This is a genomic window from Citrobacter sp. C6_1 (assembly GCF_014596835.2).
Taxonomy (GTDB): domain Bacteria; phylum Pseudomonadota; class Gammaproteobacteria; order Enterobacterales; family Enterobacteriaceae; genus Citrobacter; species Citrobacter pasteurii.
Genome location: NZ_CP115031.1, coordinates 3,011,033 through 3,028,629, shown reverse-complemented (window position 1 = coordinate 3,028,629; position 17,597 = coordinate 3,011,033). Strand labels below are relative to the sequence as shown.

12 protein-coding genes are annotated in these 17,597 nt (G+C 50.3%); 8 read left to right on the top strand and 4 right to left on the bottom strand.

Annotated elements, in window-relative coordinates; all coding sequences use genetic code 11:
- Window positions 1-8: 8 nt before the first annotated feature.
- On the top strand, window positions 9-1,157 hold the full coding sequence (locus IB196_RS14665; RefSeq protein WP_005123568.1) for an MFS transporter: 1,149 nt from the start codon (window positions 9-11) through the stop codon (window positions 1,155-1,157).
- Between the two features lie 207 nt (window positions 1,158-1,364).
- A complete protein-coding gene (locus IB196_RS14660) occupies window positions 1,365-2,786 on the top strand; it encodes an amino acid permease (RefSeq protein ID WP_005123567.1) in 1,422 nt (473 codons plus the stop codon).
- Between the two features lie 43 nt (window positions 2,787-2,829).
- On the opposite strand, the gene pflA is transcribed toward IB196_RS14660, so the two are convergent.
- The 4 genes from pflA to ycaO form a co-directional block, all read right to left on the bottom strand.
- Window positions 2,830-3,570, bottom strand: coding sequence for a pyruvate formate lyase 1-activating protein (pflA, locus tag IB196_RS14655; RefSeq protein ID WP_003035751.1), 741 nt, complete (start codon window positions 3,568-3,570; stop codon window positions 2,830-2,832).
- A 185-nt stretch (window positions 3,571-3,755) separates the two neighbouring features.
- On the bottom strand, window positions 3,756-6,038 hold the full coding sequence (pflB, locus tag IB196_RS14650) for a formate C-acetyltransferase (RefSeq protein WP_005123565.1): 2,283 nt from the start codon (window positions 6,036-6,038) through the stop codon (window positions 3,756-3,758).
- Between the two features lie 59 nt (window positions 6,039-6,097).
- A complete protein-coding gene (gene focA, locus IB196_RS14645; protein WP_003831909.1) occupies window positions 6,098-6,955 on the bottom strand; it encodes a formate transporter FocA in 858 nt (285 codons plus the stop codon).
- A gap of 404 nt (window positions 6,956-7,359) precedes the next feature.
- Window positions 7,360-9,120, bottom strand: a complete 1,761-nt coding sequence (gene ycaO / locus IB196_RS14640; RefSeq protein ID WP_149692501.1) for a 30S ribosomal protein S12 methylthiotransferase accessory factor YcaO — start codon at window positions 9,118-9,120, stop codon at window positions 7,360-7,362.
- Between the two features lie 446 nt (window positions 9,121-9,566).
- Here ycaO and serC point away from each other — a divergent pair, with 446 nt between their 5' ends.
- From serC to IB196_RS14610, 6 genes are all read left to right on the top strand, one after another.
- Complete coding sequence (gene serC / locus IB196_RS14635) at window positions 9,567-10,655, top strand: 3-phosphoserine/phosphohydroxythreonine transaminase (RefSeq protein ID WP_188232534.1); 1,089 nt, start codon at window positions 9,567-9,569, stop codon at window positions 10,653-10,655.
- A 69-nt stretch (window positions 10,656-10,724) separates the two neighbouring features.
- Complete coding sequence (aroA, locus tag IB196_RS14630; RefSeq protein ID WP_188232533.1) at window positions 10,725-12,008, top strand: 3-phosphoshikimate 1-carboxyvinyltransferase; 1,284 nt, start codon at window positions 10,725-10,727, stop codon at window positions 12,006-12,008.
- Between the two features lie 171 nt (window positions 12,009-12,179).
- Window positions 12,180-12,863: a (d)CMP kinase gene (gene cmk, locus IB196_RS14625; protein WP_005123561.1), complete on the top strand. Its 684-nt coding sequence runs from the start codon at window positions 12,180-12,182 to the stop codon at window positions 12,861-12,863.
- A 113-nt stretch (window positions 12,864-12,976) separates the two neighbouring features.
- Entirely contained in the window at window positions 12,977-14,650 is a 1,674-nt protein-coding gene (gene rpsA / locus IB196_RS14620; protein WP_003035776.1) for a 30S ribosomal protein S1, read from the top strand.
- Between the two features lie 159 nt (window positions 14,651-14,809).
- Entirely contained in the window at window positions 14,810-15,094 is a 285-nt protein-coding gene (gene ihfB, locus IB196_RS14615; RefSeq protein WP_003035780.1) for an integration host factor subunit beta, read from the top strand.
- A gap of 206 nt (window positions 15,095-15,300) precedes the next feature.
- Window positions 15,301-17,565 (top strand): ComEC family protein, encoded by a 2,265-nt coding sequence (locus tag IB196_RS14610; RefSeq protein ID WP_188232532.1) that lies wholly within the window; start codon window positions 15,301-15,303, stop codon window positions 17,563-17,565.
- Window positions 17,566-17,597 lie beyond the last annotated feature (32 nt).

Below are 17,597 nucleotides of genomic sequence, written 5' to 3'. Positions count from 1 at the left end.
TTTTATTCATGTCCACCTATACCCGTCCCGTTATGCTATTGCTGTGCGGGCTGCTTCTGTTGACCCTGGCGATCGCCGTGTTAAACACGCTCGTCCCGCTTTGGCTCGCCCATGAAAATCTGCCAACCTGGCAGGTAGGAGTGGTCAGTTCGTCCTATTTCACCGGAAATCTGGTTGGGACGTTACTGACCGGGTACTTAATTAAACACCTCGGTTTTAACCGCAGCTATTACATAGCCTCGCTTATTTTTGCTGCGGGCTGTGTCGGACTGGGCGTCATGGTAGGTTTTTGGAGCTGGATGACCTGGCGTTTTATTGCGGGTATCGGTTGTGCCATGATCTGGGTGGTGGTGGAAAGTGCGTTGATGTGCAGCGGGACGTCGCGTAACCGTGGACGCTTACTTGCCGCCTATATGATGGTCTATTACGTAGGGACGTTTTTAGGACAATTATTGGTCAGTAAAGTCTCGACAGAATTAATGAATGTTCTGCCGTGGGTGACCGGCACTATCCTTGCCGGAGTATTACCGTTGCTCTTTACCCGCATTGTGAATCAGCAGGGTGATGAACAACAGTCAACCCCCATTGTCTCTATGCTGAAGCTTCGCCAGGCGCGTCTGGGCGTGAATGGCTGCATTATTTCCGGGATTGTGCTGGGGTCGTTGTATGGCCTGATGCCGCTGTACCTCAACCATCAGGGTGTCAGCAATGCCAGCATTGGCTTCTGGATGGCGGTACTGGTCAGTGCAGGTATTCTGGGACAATGGCCAATTGGTCGTCTGGCCGATAAGTTAGGTCGCCTGCTGGTTTTGCGCGTTCAGGTCTTTGTGGTAATCGTCGGGAGTATCGCCATGCTGAATCAGGCGGCGATGGCACCCGCATTGTTTATGCTGGGCGCGGCAGGTTTCACCCTTTATCCGGTGGCGATGGCCTGGGCCTGCGAGAAAGTAGAACATCATCAGTTGGTCGCTATGAACCAGGCATTGTTATTAAGCTATACCGTGGGTAGCCTGCTTGGGCCGTCATTTACCGCCATGCTGATGCAAAATTATTCTGACAGTTTACTGTTTATAATGATTGCCAGCGTATCGTTTATTTATTTACTGATGCTGCTGCGTAAGACAGGGCATACACCGAATTCTGTGGCGCATATCTGAACAGGATAAAAACAGGTTCCCATACATGCTGTTTATGTATCCTTTATAGGAGCCTGTTTTATTTAATCATCGCTATTCTTTCCTGAAAATAAAATGTGCAGAAGATTATAGTTTTACATTCTGCCGTTTCCGCTTGGCCATTTTACCGCGCATAATTCCTCGCTTCATTTATTGATTATCAAAAGTAGCGTCTACGAAGGATCGCCAATGGCAAGTGTGCAGGAAAAACAATTGCGGTGGTACAACATCGCATTGATGTCTTTTATTACCGTATGGGGATTCGGCAATGTTGTAAACAACTATGCTAATCAGGGATTAGTGGTTGTCTCTTCATGGATATTTATTTTTGCCCTCTATTTTATCCCTTATGCACTGATTGTCGGACAACTTGGCTCCACGTTTAAAGACGGTAAAGGTGGGGTTAGTACCTGGATTAAACACACAATGGGACCGGGACTGGCTTATCTTGCAGCGTGGACCTACTGGGTGGTGCATATCCCTTATCTGGCGCAAAAGCCACAGGCTATTCTGATTGCTCTGGGATGGGCGCTGAAAGGCGATGGCTCGCTGATTAAAGAGTACACTGTGGTGGCGTTGCAGGGGCTGACGTTGGCGCTGTTTGTCTTTTTCATGTGGGTTGCATCCCGTGGCATGAAATCGCTTAAAATCGTTGGATCTGTTGCGGGGATCGCGATGTTTGTGATGTCCATTCTGTATGTCGTAATGGCCGTCACCGCCCCGGCGATTACTGATGTGCAGATCGCCACAACCAATATCACCTGGGAATCTTTTATCCCGCATATCGATTTTACCTATATCACAACGATCTCGATGCTGGTCTTTGCGGTCGGTGGTGCGGAGAAAATCTCTCCATATGTTAACCAGACGCGTAACCCTGGCAAAGAGTTCCCGAAAGGGATGTTAGTTCTGGCGGTTATGGTGGCGGTGTGTGCGATTCTGGGTTCTCTGGCAATGGGGATGATGTTTGACTCTCAGCATATTCCTGATGACTTAATGACTAATGGCCAGTATTACGCTTTCCAGAAGCTCGGGGAGTATTACGGCATGGGTAACACATTGATGGTTATTTATGCAGTTGCCAACACGTTAGGTCAAATTGCGGCTTTGGTGTTTTCTATTGATGCGCCGCTTAAAGTTTTACTGGGCGATGCCGATCGCAAATATATTCCTGAAAGCCTGTGTAAAACCAATGCCTCTGGAACACCGGTGAATGGCTATATTCTGACACTGGTGCTGGTGGCCATTTTGATTATGTTGCCAACCCTGGGGATTGGCGACATGAACAATCTCTACAAATGGTTGCTAAATCTCAACTCTGTCGTGATGCCATTGCGTTATTTATGGGTGTTTGTGGCGTTTATTGCTGTTATTCGCTTAGCGCAGAAATATAAGCCGGAATATGTCTTCATTCGTAACCGATCGCTGGCGATGACGGTGGGAATTTGGTGTTTTGCGTTTACTGCGTTTGCCTGCCTCACGGGGATCTTTCCGAAAATGGAAGCCTTTACTCCAGAGTGGACATTCCAGCTCACGCTGAACATCGTGACGCCGTTTGTGCTGGTTGGACTGGGATTGATTTTCCCGCTGCTGGCAAGAAGAGGGCGTTAAAGGGAAATGTGGTGGGTAACAGGCTCGTTACCCACCACAAAGCTTAGTACATCACTTTGTGACCATACTGCTCAAGGATGCCTTTTACGCGTTCCATGGTCTCTTTTTTCGGCGGCTTCACGCCATCCAGTTTGTATTCTTCACCCATCGCCACCCATTTGTGTTTACCCAACTCGTGATATGGCAGCAGTTCAATTTTTTCGACATTGCCCATATCACGGGTAAATTCGCCCAAACGGTGTGCTGAATCATCATCATCGGACCAGCCAGGTACGACAACATAGCGGATCCACACCTTGATATCTTTGTTGGACAGGTAGCGGGCGAACTCCAGCGTGCGATGGTTAGATACGCCGACCAGGTTCTGGTGGATCTCGTCGTTCATTTGCTTGAGATCGAGCATCACCAGATCGGTCACTTCCAGCAACTCATCAATCACCGGGTCGTAGCGGCGGACAAAACCGTTAGTATCAAGGCAGGTATGAATACCTTCTTTCTTACAGGCACGGAACCAGTCACGGACGAATTCAGCTTGCAGAATGGCCTCTCCGCCGGATGCTGTTACGCCACCACCGGATGCGTTCATAAAGTGACGATAGGTCACGACTTCTTTCATTAATTCATCGACGGTGACTTCTTTACCGCCGTGCGTATCCCATGTGTCACGGTTGTGGCAGTACAGGCAGCGCATCAGGCAGCCCTGAAAGAAGGTAATAAAGCGGATGCCCGGGCCATCAACAGTGCCACAGGATTCAAAGGAGTGAATGCGACCAATAACTGACATTGCGGTGTTTCTCCAGGTGTGGCCCATCCGGGGCCAGTGTTAGTGCACAGTTATTAACTGCGTCGAGTCTGTTTTGGCTGTTATCCATAAGTATAGATAGCTGACAAAACAGGCTATTAAAAAGGCCCCACTTACGTGGAGCCTTTATTGTACGCTTTTTAAAGTACGATTTCAGTCAAAACCAATTACATGGTCTGAGTGAAGGTACGAGTAATAACGTCCTGCTGCTGTTCTTTAGTCAGGGAGTTAAAACGTACTGCGTAGCCAGAAACACGGATGGTCAGCTGCGGATATTTTTCCGGATGTTCCATCGCATCCAGCAGCATTTCACGGTTCATGACGTTCACGTTCAGGTGCTGACCACCTTCGATGGACGCTTCGTGGTGGAAGTAACCATCCATCAGACCCGCCAGGTTGGTCTTACGAACTTCGTCGTCTTTACCCAGAGCGTTCGGAACGATAGAGAAGGTGTAAGAGATACCATCTTTAGCGTAAGCAAACGGCAGTTTAGCAACGGAGGTCAGAGAGGCAACAGCACCTTTCTGGTCACGGCCGTGCATTGGGTTAGCACCCGGTCCGAACGGCGCGCCAGCACGACGACCATCTGGGGTGTTACCAGTTTTCTTACCATAAACCACGTTAGAGGTGATGGTCAGAACAGACTGAGTCGGGATAGCGTTACGGTAAGTAGTCAGTTTCTGAATTTTCTTCATGAAACGTTCTACCAGGTCAACCGCCATGTCATCAACGCGAGAGTCGTTGTTACCAAACTGCGGGTATTCGCCTTCGATTTCGAAGTCGATAGCCAGACCGTCTTCGTCACGAATCGGTTTAACTTTCGCATATTTGATTGCAGACAGGGAGTCAGCAGCAACGGACAGACCAGCGATACCACACGCCATGGTGCGGATAACGTCACGGTCGTGCAGCGCCATCAGAGAGGCTTCGTAGCTGTACTTGTCGTGCATGTAGTGAATAACGTTCAGTGCAGTGACGTACTGTTTAGCCAGCCAATCCATGAAGTGATCCATGCGGTCCATAACTTCGTCGAAGTTCAGAACGTCGCCTTTGATCGGTTCAGATTTAGGACCAACCTGCATTTTCAGTTTTTCATCAACGCCACCGTTGATTGCGTACAGCATGGTTTTCGCCAGGTTTGCACGCGCACCGAAGAACTGCATTTGTTTACCAACAACCATCGGGCTTACGCAGCAAGCGATAGCGTAGTCGTCGTTGTTGAAGTCCGGACGCATCAGGTCATCGTTCTCGTACTGCAGAGAAGAGGTGTCGATGGACACTTTAGCGGCGAATTTCTTGAAGTTCAGAGGCAGTTTTTCAGACCACAGAACAGTGATGTTCGGCTCCGGAGAAGGACCCATGGTGTACAGGGTGTTCAGGAAGCGGAAGCTGTTTTTGGTAACCAGAGTACGGCCGTCAACGCCCATACCACCGATAGATTCAGTTGCCCAAATCGGGTCACCGGAGAACAGTTCATCATATTCAGGCGTACGCAGGAAACGAACCATACGCAGTTTCATGACCAGGTGGTCAATCATTTCCTGAGCGTCTTGCTCGGTGATTTTGCCCGCTTTGATATCACGTTCGATGTAAGCATCCAGGAAGGTGGATACGCGACCGAAGGACATTGCTGCACCGTTCTGAGATTTAACCGCGGCCAGGTAGCCGAAGTAAGTCCACTGGATAGCTTCCTGAGCGTTGGTAGCCGGACCAGAGATATCGCAGCCATATTTAGCCGCCATTTCTTTGATCTGACCCAGAGCGCGGTGCTGTTCAGCGATTTCTTCACGCAGACGGATAGTTGCTTCCAGGTTTACGCCGTTTTCCAGATCGGACTGCAGAGAGACGAACTGAGCATATTTGTCTTTCATCAGGTAGTCGATACCGTACAGCGCAACGCGACGGTAGTCACCGATGATACGGCCACGGCCATACGCATCAGGCAGACCAGTCAGAACACCGGATTTACGGCAGTTCAGAATGTCTTTGGTGTAAACATCGAATACGCCCTGGTTGTGGGTTTTGCGGTATTCGGTGAAGATTTTTTTCAGCATCGGGTCCAGTTCGCGATTGTACGCTTTGCAGGAACCTTCAACCATTTTGATGCCGCCAAACGGAATGATCGCACGTTTCAGCGGAGCTTCAGTCTGCAGACCAACAATTTTCTCGAGCGCTTTGTTGATGTAGCCAGCGTCGTGAGAAGTGATGGTAGAAGCAACGGAGGTGTCAAAGTCAACAGGCGCATGAGTGCGGTTTTCCTGTTTAACGCCTTCCATCACGCTGTCCCACAGTGCAGTGGTCGCATCAGTTGCGCCAGCCAGGAAGGACTCGTCACCCTCATATGGAGTGTAGTTTTTCTGAATGAAGTCACGGACGTTTACTTCATTCTGCCAGTCACCTTTGGTAAAACCTTCCCAGGCTGTGGCTAACTTTTCATTAAGCTCGGACATGTAACACCTACCTTCTTAAGTGGATTTTTTATTTACTGCGTGTAATGGGCATCATCAGATTAATGATGATCGTTACCACGCAGGTAAATGACCCAGTATGTCAACCCGACCAACAAACCGCCGCCGATAATGTTACCGATCGTAACCGGAATCAGGTTATCGGTGATGAAATTCATCACGGTCAGGTGAGAAAAATTCTCCGGAGAAGAACCGACAGCGGTCCAGAATTCCGGGGTGGCGAAATCGCGTATTACGATACCCATAGGGATCATAAACATGTTTGCGATACTGTGCTCAAAACCGCTGGCAACGAACATTGCGACCGGTAATACCATGATAAACGCTTTGTCCATCAGGCTGCGGCCAGAGTAGCTCATCCATACCGCCAGGCACACCATCAGGTTAGCCAGAATACCAAGGCTTACAGCTTCAACAAAAGTATGGTGCACTTTGTGGTCGGCAGTTTGCAGGACGTTGAGTCCCCACGCGCCGTTGGCGGTCATATACTCGCCAGAAAGCCACATGAGTAACACAAAAATCAGCGCACCAATCAGGTTACCGACATAAACGTTAAGCCAGTTCTTCGCTAACTGACCCCAGGTAATACGACCACTGGCTTTAGCGACGACAATCAGTACGGTTGAAGTGAAGAGGTCAGCGCCGCAGACAACGCAAAGGATCAGCCCCAGGGAAAAGCAGATACCACCCACCAGCTTTGCCATGCCGAAAGGCATTGTGCCGGTACCGGTTGTGGCAGTGATATAGAAAACAAAGGCAATTGAAATGAACACACCGGCAGTAATTGCCAGATAGAACGTCTTAAGCGGATGTTTCGTTGCTTTATAGACGCCTGCTTCTTCGGCAACTTTGGCCATAGCAGCAGGAAGTATAAGATCAAAAGGGTTGTCAGCTTTCACACTAACTCTCTCTTTATTAAGTCGGCGACGAGATACTAACAAAGCATTATAGATGAGAATTTGATATAGATCATATCTCGCCTGGCTTATAGGCCCGCAAGGCGCATGGTTTTTATGCGATTACGGAGTAACTTGTTGATTATCCATATAAAAATAAATTTTAAAAATTATAAGGTGAGTTGAATTTTTTCTTTTTGTCTCCTGTCAGACAGTTAATTAAAATGGAGTAATTGAGATAAAAAAACACATTGATACGCTATTTTTTTTAATATCAACTACTAATATTTAACCTTGTTTTTACATTTATTTTCCGATTTGACCAAAATAAAAAACAGGGCGCTTAAAGCGCCCCGTAATATATCCCAGACAATACCTTTAGCCTACTTAGCGCAGGCTGACTGTCACTATTTTGACCAATGTGCAGCTTTCGCGCGTTGCAGCTTCTCATAGGCTTTCAGCAGAGACTGATGTGCCGGGAAAGCCTGCAGATCGCTATCAACGGTTTGCAGCCCGTAGAATGGCGCTTCGCCACTCAATGCCGCACTTGCCGCTTCAACCGCCTCGGCACCGTACATGCGGACAAACGCATTCAGATATTGCAGCGGCTGACGATCTTCTTCCTGAGAGAGCAGCAGTAGCGTTTGCAGACAGCGGTAGTAGTTGGCACGTTCAGCGCTAAAGACGGAGGCATTGAATTCCATCGTCCATTCCGTCCAGACCAGCGCCTGCTCCAGGTCGCCACCGGCCAGCGCCAGCATCACTTTTAGCTCGCCAATGCGCAGGGTATACCAGCCGTTATCCGCACCGGTTGCCAGACCAAGCAGTTCGCGTACGCGGGTGAAGTCGTCAAAGCCTTCTTCATCCAGCTGTTCGATCAGATTGAGATAGTCTTCTTTATCCCATTCACTGCCCGGCAGAGAGAGGATGGTGTCACGTAGATGGGCGCCCATGGCGTTGTTGGCTAACCACAGATCTTCAGCCGGGTAGATGTCAGACATTCCCGGAACAATAATACGGCAGGCGTAAACGCTCAGATGCTCATAGTCGGCGATGTAGACTTCCTTATCTTCCGCTTTGAAGATGGCCATCAGGGTGGCGAACTCTTCTTCTGTTGTACCGGAGAAACTCCAGTCAACGAACGGGTAATCGGCATCCTGCTTGAACAGATCCCAGGAGATCAGACCGCTGGAATCGATGAAGTGCGTTTCGAGGTTAGTGTGCTCAGCCACTTCTTCATCGTCGAAGGTTGGGGGAGTGAAGACATCAAGATCTTTCAGACCACGGCCCTGCAACAGTTCAGTGACGGTACGCTCCAGTGCAACACCGAAATCCGGGTGCGCACCGAAAGAGGCAAAACAGGTACCGTTAGCCGGGTTGAACAGTACAACGCAGATAACCGGGTATTTGCCGCCCAGCGAGCCGTCGTATGCGAAGATTGGGAATCCTTCGGCTTCCAGCTTTGCGATGGATTCAACGACTGCCGGGTAACGCGCCATCACTTCGGCCGGAATTTCCGGCAGGCTGATGCTTTCCGCGATAATGCGGTTCTTCACATAGCGCTCAAAAACTTCAGACAGCCCCTGAACGCGGGCTTCATTCGGTGTGTTACCCGCAGACATACCGTTAGATACGTACAGGTTACCGATAATGTTCATCGGAATGTAAACGGTCTGATTATCTGACTGACGGGTAAACGGCAGGCCGCAAACGCCGCGTTCTTCATTGCCGGATTGCAGATCGATAAGCATGCTGCCGGTCAGTTCATTGTCTGGATCGTAGAATGCACGCAGACGCGCATCCAGCAAACCTTCAGGTACGTCATCATCTTCTGTCAGTGGGAACCATTTTTCGTTCGGGTAATGTACGAACGGACCGTTGGCGATGGTGTCGCCCAGCCAGAAATCCGCAAAGAAGTAGTTAGTCGACAGACGCTCAAAATATTCACCCAGTGCGGAGGCCAGCGCCGCTTTTTTCGTCGCACCTTTACCGTTGGTAAAGCACAGCGCGCATTCTTTGTCGCGAATATGTACAGACCAGACGTTAGGAACGGGGTTCAACCATGAGGCTTCTTCAATTTGAAAACCGAGGTCGAGTAATTTTTGCTGGAAGCGAGCGATGGAATCTTCCAGTGCGGCATCTTTGCCGGGGATAAATGTTTGCGTCATGAAAATCACTTTTGTCGTACGGAAAGCGCGCAATGATACGGGTTTTCAATGAATGGCGCTATCGCCGCCGGAGCCTCGGCGTAAATAAAGCATTTGATTCACACCGTAGCGTGTTCAGTTGAATGTCTGCGGACTATCTGCTGAAGGGAAGGGGGGCTTCTTTCTTTATATATCTCTGCGCTATGCAAAACCAGAATGGTCGAAGGCCAGTCGGGCAAAACGGGCCACCTGATAGCGAAAATCTCGGTTTTTATCCGTCAATCCGATAGATTCTGTTGTGTGACGCATCGCTCATTTTTGCCCTGGTCGGTTTTACCCATTGCGGCGCGTGTCACTGAATGATAAAACCGATATCCACAGGAATAACTTATACCCAATGTCTGTCACAGGAATTATCGTAAACGACAGGATGTTGATTGGACAACAACACAACGTGGTGAGGGGAAATGGCTCAGGTCTTCAATTTTAGTTCAGGTCCGGCAATGCTACCGGCAGAAGTACTTAAACTGGCTCAACAGGATCTTTGTGACTGGAACGGTCTTGGCACGTCGGTAATGGAAATTAGCCACCGTGGCAAAGAGTTCATCCAGGTTGCAGAGGAAGCGGAGCAGGATTTTCGCGATCTTCTCAGTATCCCCTCCAACTATAAAGTGTTGTTCTGCCATGGCGGTGGTCGTGGGCAGTTTGCGGGTATTCCGTTAAATATTCTGGGTGATAAAACGACGGCGGATTACGTCGATGCCGGTTACTGGGCAGCCAGCGCGATTAAAGAAGCGAAAAAGTACTGCACGCCAAACGTTATTGATGCCAAAGTCACCGTTGACGGCCTGCGCGCTGTTAAGCCGATGAGTGAATGGCAGCTTTCTGACAACGCGGCGTATCTGCACTATTGCCCGAACGAAACCATCGACGGTATCGCGATTGATGAAACGCCGAATTTTGCCAGCAATGTGGTGGTTACGGCGGATCTGTCCTCGACTATTCTTTCCGCACCGCTTGACGTTAGCCGTTATGGCGTAATTTATGCCGGAGCGCAGAAAAACATCGGCCCGGCCGGGCTGACGATTGTCATCGTACGCGAAGATTTACTGGGTAAAGCCCACGTGTCTTGCCCGTCGATCCTTGACTATACCGTACTGAATGACAACGACTCCATGTTTAACACGCCACCGACCTTTGCCTGGTATCTGTCAGGCCTGGTCTTTAAATGGCTGAAAAAACAGGGCGGTGTCAGCGCAATGGATAAAATTAACCAGCAAAAAGCAGAACTGCTGTACGGCGTGATTGATAACAGCGATTTCTACCGCAACGATGTGGCGAAGTCGAACCGTTCACGTATGAACGTACCGTTCCAGCTGGCTGACAGCGCGCTCGATAAACTCTTCCTGGAAGAGTCTTTCGCTGCGGGCCTGCACGCGCTGAAAGGGCACCGTGTGGTCGGCGGTATGCGCGCGTCCATCTACAATGCGATGCCGCTGGAAGGCGTAAAAGCGCTGACCGATTTCATGATCGATTTTGAGCGTCGCCGCGGCTAATCTGCTGTACTTTTCATCCCCGCAGCCAGCCTGTGGGGTTTTTATGTCTGTTTTTGAGAGTTGAGTTTCATGGAATCCCTGACGTTACAACCCATTGCGCGGGTGGATGGCACCATCAATCTGCCTGGATCCAAAAGTGTTTCTAACCGCGCTTTGCTGCTGGCTGCATTAGCAAATGGCACCACTGTCCTGACCAACCTGCTGGACAGTGATGATGTCCGCCATATGCTGAATGCGCTGAATGCGTTAGGGATTAGCTACACCCTTTCTGCCGATCGCACGCGTTGCGAGATAATCGGTAGTGGCGGCGCGCTGCATGCAGAAGGCGCTGTAGAGCTGTTCCTTGGTAATGCCGGAACCGCAATGCGCCCGCTGGCTGCCGCTCTGTGCCTGGGCAGCAATGACATCGTGCTGACGGGCGAACCGCGCATGAAAGAGCGCCCGATTGGTCATCTGGTTGATGCGCTACGCCAGGGCGGAGCCAACATTGAATACCTGGAGCAGGAAAACTATCCGCCTTTACGTCTGCGTGGTGGTTTCACCGGAGGACAAGTTGAGGTTGACGGCAGCGTATCCAGCCAGTTCCTCACTGCATTGCTGATGACTGCGCCGCTGGCGCCGCAGGATACGACAATCGCGATTAAAGGCGAGCTGGTATCCAAACCTTACATTGATATCACACTGAACCTGATGAAAACGTTTGGTGTTGAAATTGAGAATCAGAACTACCAGCGTTTTGTCGTGCAGGGTCAGCAGCAGTATCAGTCGCCGGGTGCATATCTGGTTGAAGGCGATGCTTCTTCAGCTTCCTATTTCCTCGCGGCAGGCGCTATTAAAGGCGGTACGGTGAAGGTTACCGGGATTGGGCGTCATAGCATGCAGGGTGATATTCGCTTTGCCGATGTGCTGGAAAAAATGGGCGCGACCGTGACATGGGGTGATGATTTTATTGCCTGTACTCGCGGTGAGTTGAACGCTGTCGATATGGATATGAATCATATTCCTGATGCGGCAATGACCATTGCGACCGCCGCGCTGTTTGCAAAGGGCACAACGACTTTACGGAACATTTACAACTGGCGCGTCAAAGAGACCGACCGTCTGTTTGCGATGGCAACGGAGTTGCGGAAAGTGGGCGCGGAAGTTGAAGAGGGGCATGATTTTATCCGTATCACTCCGCCGGTTAAGCTGCAGTTTGCGGATATTGCGACCTATAACGATCACCGTATGGCGATGTGTTTCTCGCTGGTAGCGTTGTCTGACACGCCGGTAACCATTCTGGACCCTAAATGCACCGCCAAAACCTTCCCGGATTATTTCGAACAGTTGGCGCGTATTAGTACTCCTGCCTGATTTTGTTGCCGCACTAACTGGTGCGGCACATTCTAACATCTCCGATTGCCTATTTATTCTACACTCAGCTTCAATGATTCTGCATTTTTCACACAAAGATAACGATCATTGTCGTTGGCGCGTATAATGCGCGGCGTTCACGTTAACGTATGCCCGTTTAAGGAGAAAAAGATGACGGCAATTGCCCCGGTTATTACCATTGATGGCCCAAGCGGTGCAGGAAAAGGCACCTTGTGCAAGGCAATGGCGGAAGCATTGCAGTGGCATCTGTTAGATTCAGGCGCGATCTACCGCGTACTGGCGCTCGCAGCGTTACATCACCATGTTGATGTCACTTCTGAAGATGCTCTGGTACCGCTTGCCTCACACCTGGATGTGCGTTTTATCTCAACGGACGGCAACCTGGAAGTCATTCTGGAAGGCGAAGATGTCAGCGGTGAAATCCGCACCCAGGAAGTGGCGAATGCCGCCTCTCAGGTCGCTGCGTTTCCTCGCGTACGCGAAGCGCTGTTACGTCGTCAACGCGCGTTTCGTGAAGCGCCCGGCCTGATTGCCGACGGACGTGACATGGGGACCGTGGTATTCCCGGATGCACCAGTGAAAATTTTTCTGGACGCCTCCTCGCAAGAACGTGCGCATAGACGTATGCTACAGTTGCAGGAAAAGGGCTTTAGTGTTAACTTTGAACGCCTTTTGGCCGAGATCGAAGAACGCGATTACCGCGATCGTAACCGTGCTGTAGCGCCGCTGGTTCCCGCTGCTGATGCTTTAGTTTTGGATTCAACCCGATTAAGCATTGAGCAAGTGATTGAAAAAGCGTTACAATACGCGCGCCAAAAACTGGCTCTCGCATAAGTGCGACCGAATTTGCAGTACCCCCGTTGCAATGGATTGACAGCGGGTATGTTAAACAACCCCATCCGGCATGGAGCCAGGTGGACGTTAAATATGAAACCTGAAGATTAAACATGACTGAATCTTTTGCTCAACTGTTTGAAGAATCCTTAAAAGAAATCGAAACCCGTCCGGGTTCCATCGTTCGTGGTGTTGTTGTTGCTATCGACAAAGACGTAGTACTGGTTGACGCCGGTCTGAAATCTGAGTCCGCCATTCCGGCAGAGCAGTTCAAAAACGCCCAGGGCGAGCTGGAAATCCAGGTTGGTGACGAAGTTGACGTTGCTCTGGATGCAGTAGAAGACGGCTTCGGTGAAACCCTGCTGTCCCGTGAAAAAGCTAAACGTCACGAAGCTTGGATCACGCTGGAAAAAGCTTACGAAGAAGCTGCAACCGTTACTGGTGTTATCAATGGCAAAGTCAAGGGTGGCTTCACTGTTGAGCTGAATGGTATTCGCGCGTTCCTGCCGGGTTCCCTGGTAGACGTTCGTCCGGTCCGCGACACGCTGCACCTGGAAGGCAAAGAGCTTGAATTCAAAGTAATCAAGCTGGATCAGAAGCGTAACAACGTTGTTGTTTCCCGTCGTGCCGTTATCGAATCCGAAAACAGCGCAGAACGTGATCAGCTGCTGGAAAACCTGCAGGAAGGCATGGAAGTTAAAGGTATCGTTAAGAACCTCACTGACTACGGTGCATTCGTTGATCTGGGTGGCGTTGACGGCCTGCTGCACATCACCGACATGGCATGGAAACGCGTTAAGCATCCGAGCGAAATCGTAAACGTTGGCGACGAAATCACTGTTAAAGTGCTGAAGTTCGACCGCGAGCGTACTCGTGTATCTCTGGGCCTGAAACAGCTGGGCGAAGATCCATGGGTAGCTATCGCTAAGCGTTATCCGGAAGGTACCAAACTGACTGGTCGCGTGACCAACCTGACCGACTACGGCTGCTTCGTTGAAATCGAAGAAGGCGTTGAAGGCCTGGTTCACGTTTCCGAAATGGATTGGACCAACAAAAACATCCACCCGTCCAAAGTTGTTAACGTTGGCGACGTAGTGGAAGTTATGGTTCTGGATATCGACGAAGAACGTCGTCGTATCTCCCTGGGTCTGAAGCAGTGCAAAAACAACCCATGGCAGCAGTTCGCGGAAACCCACAACAAAGGCGACCGTGTTGAAGGTAAAATCAAGTCTATCACTGACTTCGGTATCTTCATCGGCCTGGACGGCGGCATCGACGGCCTGGTTCACCTGTCTGACATCTCCTGGAACGTTGCAGGCGAAGAAGCAGTACGTGAATACAAAAAAGGCGACGAAATCGCAGCAGTTGTTCTGCAGGTTGATGCAGAACGTGAGCGTATCTCTCTGGGCGTTAAACAGCTCGCAGAAGATCCGTTCAACAACTGGGTTGCACTGAACAAGAAAGGCGCAATCGTAAACGGTAAAGTCACTGCAGTTGACGCTAAAGGCGCAACCGTAGAACTGGCTGACGGCGTTGAAGGTTACCTGCGCGCTTCTGAAGCTTCCCGCGACCGCGTTGAAGATGCAACTCTGGTTCTGAGCGTAGGCGACGACGTTGAAGCTAAATTCACCGGTGTTGATCGTAAGAACCGTGCAATCAGCCTGTCTGTTCGTGCTAAAGACGAAGCTGATGAGAAAGATGCAATCGCAACTGTTAACAAACAGGAAGATGCTAACTTCTCTAACAACGCAATGGCTGAAGCTTTCAAAGCAGCTAAAGGCGAGTAATATCGAGTGCTCTAAATCCTTTGTGCTGTTAACAGCACAAAGGGTGACGAGTAGCTTGACAGATTACAGGATTCGTCCTGTAATCAATGACAAAGGGCGGCTACGGCCGCCCTTAATCAATGCAGCAGCTAATTTTGCCTTTAAGGAACCGGAGGAATCATGACCAAGTCAGAATTGATTGAAAGACTTGCAACCCAGCAACCTCATATTCCCGCGAAAGCGGTTGAAGATGCAGTAAAAGAGATGCTGGAACATATGGCCTCGACTCTTGCGCAGGGCGAGCGTATTGAAATCCGCGGTTTCGGCAGCTTCTCTTTGCATTACCGCGCACCACGCACCGGACGTAATCCGAAGACTGGCGATAAAGTGGACCTGGAAGGAAAATACGTTCCGCACTTTAAGCCGGGTAAAGAACTGCGCGATCGCGCCAATATTTACGGTTAAGTCCTCAGCAAGACTTAGCTCCGAGAAAAGCACCTGTATGGGTGCTTTTTTCATTTTTACCTCTCTGTACTGGAATCTCTCTCCCAACTTATTTGTATGTTACATCTGCAGTTAAATAACAGCGGAATGCACCTCGTTTACCGGTAAATAGCTGCCAGACATCTGCTGAGTTGTCCTGCACACTCCCTGTCACAGGGAGGTGTCATATGAAAATAACAACAGTTAGTACGTGTGCGTTATGCGGCATTCTCCCGCTGACGGTATTACCCGTATTACCTGACATGCTGTGTGTCAGCTTTGTATTTGGTCTGGCGTGTCTGCTTTGCCTCATTCCTCATCGATATATGCATTACGCCGGGTTAGTCCTGCTGTTTTTCCTGTGGGGAATACTGGCAGCGAAAGAGGTTATCTGGACTGGTGATGCGCTCCCAGCCAAAACGCAGCAGGCTATCGTTCAAATAACCGGGACTGACAATATGACCACGCACTACGGTCAGATTACACACCTTCAGGGGAGCCGGATATTTCCTGCCGTTGGCGTCGTACTGTATGGGCAGTATTTACCCGGCGATGTTTGCGCTGGTCAGACATGGGCGATGACGCTGAAAGTTCGCGCTGTGCATGGGCAACTGAATGAAGGTGGATTTGATAGCCAGCGCTATGCATTGGCACAGCATCAGCCGCTGACGGGGCGTTTTCTGCAGGCCTCAGTGATTACGCCGCAATGCAGTCTGCGTGCACGTTATCTCTCCTCGCTAAAAACCACGCTTGCCGCCTATCCCTGGCAGCAAGTCATACTGGGGCTGGGGATGGGAGAACGTTTGTCTGTATCGCAGGCGGTAAAAAATATAATGCGTGATACCGGAACAGCACATTTGATGGCCATTTCCGGGCTGCATATTGCTTTTGCCGCACTCCTCGCTGGCGGACTGATACGAGGTGGACAATTTTTAATGCCGACACGCTGGATCTGCTGGCAGGCTCCGCTAGTCGGGGGTGTGCTCTGCGCTGCATTTTATGCCTGGCTGACGGGCCTGCAACCACCGGCATTACGCACGGTCATCGCGCTAATGGTATGGGGGGCACTAAAACTAAGCGGCAGGCAGTGGAGTGACTGGACGGTCTGGATTACCTGCCTGGCAGCAATTGTGGTAGTGGATCCGGTCGCGGTGCTTTCACAAAGTCTGTGGTTGTCTGCTTTCGCTGTGGCGGCACTGATATTCTGGTATCAGTGGATGCCGATGCCGTACTGGCCGCTCTCGCGTATCGGACGTGCAGTGCTGGCGCTTGCTCATTTGCAATTTGGCATTACGCTTCTGCTTCTGCCTGCCCAAATCGCATTATTTCACGGTGTTAGCCTGAGCTCATTTCTGGCCAATTTATTTGCGGTACCGCTGGTCACATTTGTTTCAGTTCCTCTGATATTAGCGGGTATGGTCGTGCATTTAACCGGTCAGGTGATGATTGAGGCAGGCCTGTGGTATCTCGCTGACCGTTCCCTGGCGCTGTTATTTTGGGGTCTCAATAGCTTACCGGAAGGATGGCTCAACATTGATGCGCGTTGGCGATGGTTTGCACTGTCCCCATGGCTGATGCTTATTGCATGGCGATTAAATGCCTGGAAAACGCTACCGGTTGCCTGTTTTACCGGGCTTTTGTTATTGAGTGGGCCGTTCTGGAGAACACCCCGCGCTGATTTGTGGCAGGTACATATGCTGGATGTAGGACAGGGGTTGGCAATGGTGATTGTCCGTAATGGCAAAGCGATTCTCTATGATACCGGGTTGGCCTGGCCCGAGGGCGATAGTGCGCAGCAGTTGATCATTCCCTGGCTACGTTGGCACAACCTGGAACCGCAAGGGGTAATTCTAAGCCACGAACATTTGGATCATCGGGGAGGGTTGCAATCACTACGGCAAGCCTGGCCGTCACTGTGGGTCAGAAGTCCGTTGGGCTGGAAAGGGCATCTCCCTTGTTTTCGCGGGGAGCGTTGGCAATGGCAGGGATTAACATTTAGCGCACATTGGCCAGTCAGTGGAAATAAAGAGCAGGGGAATAACCATTCCTGCGTGGTAAAGGTGGATGACGGACATCAGAGTATTCTCCTGACAGGTGATATTGAATCCTCTGCTGAACAAAAAATGCTAAGTCACTACTGGCAGCATCTGCAGGCTACGTTTGTGCAGGTTCCACACCATGGGAGTAACACATCATCCTCACTGGCGCTGATTCAACGCGTTAGCGGACAGGCCGCAATAGCCTCAGCATCCCGCTACAATGCCTGGCGTCTACCGTCATGGAAAGTCCGACAGCGTTACCGGCAACAAAATTATCAGTGGCTGGACACACCCCACCAGGGGCAAATCACGCTGGATATTTATCAAAAAAGTTGGCGAATACGCAGCTTACGGGATCAGATTTTACCCCGTTGGTATCATCAGTGGTTTGGCGTGTTGGAGGATAACGGGTAGAATATGCGGCTATTCTAACAAATGCTGGTTTT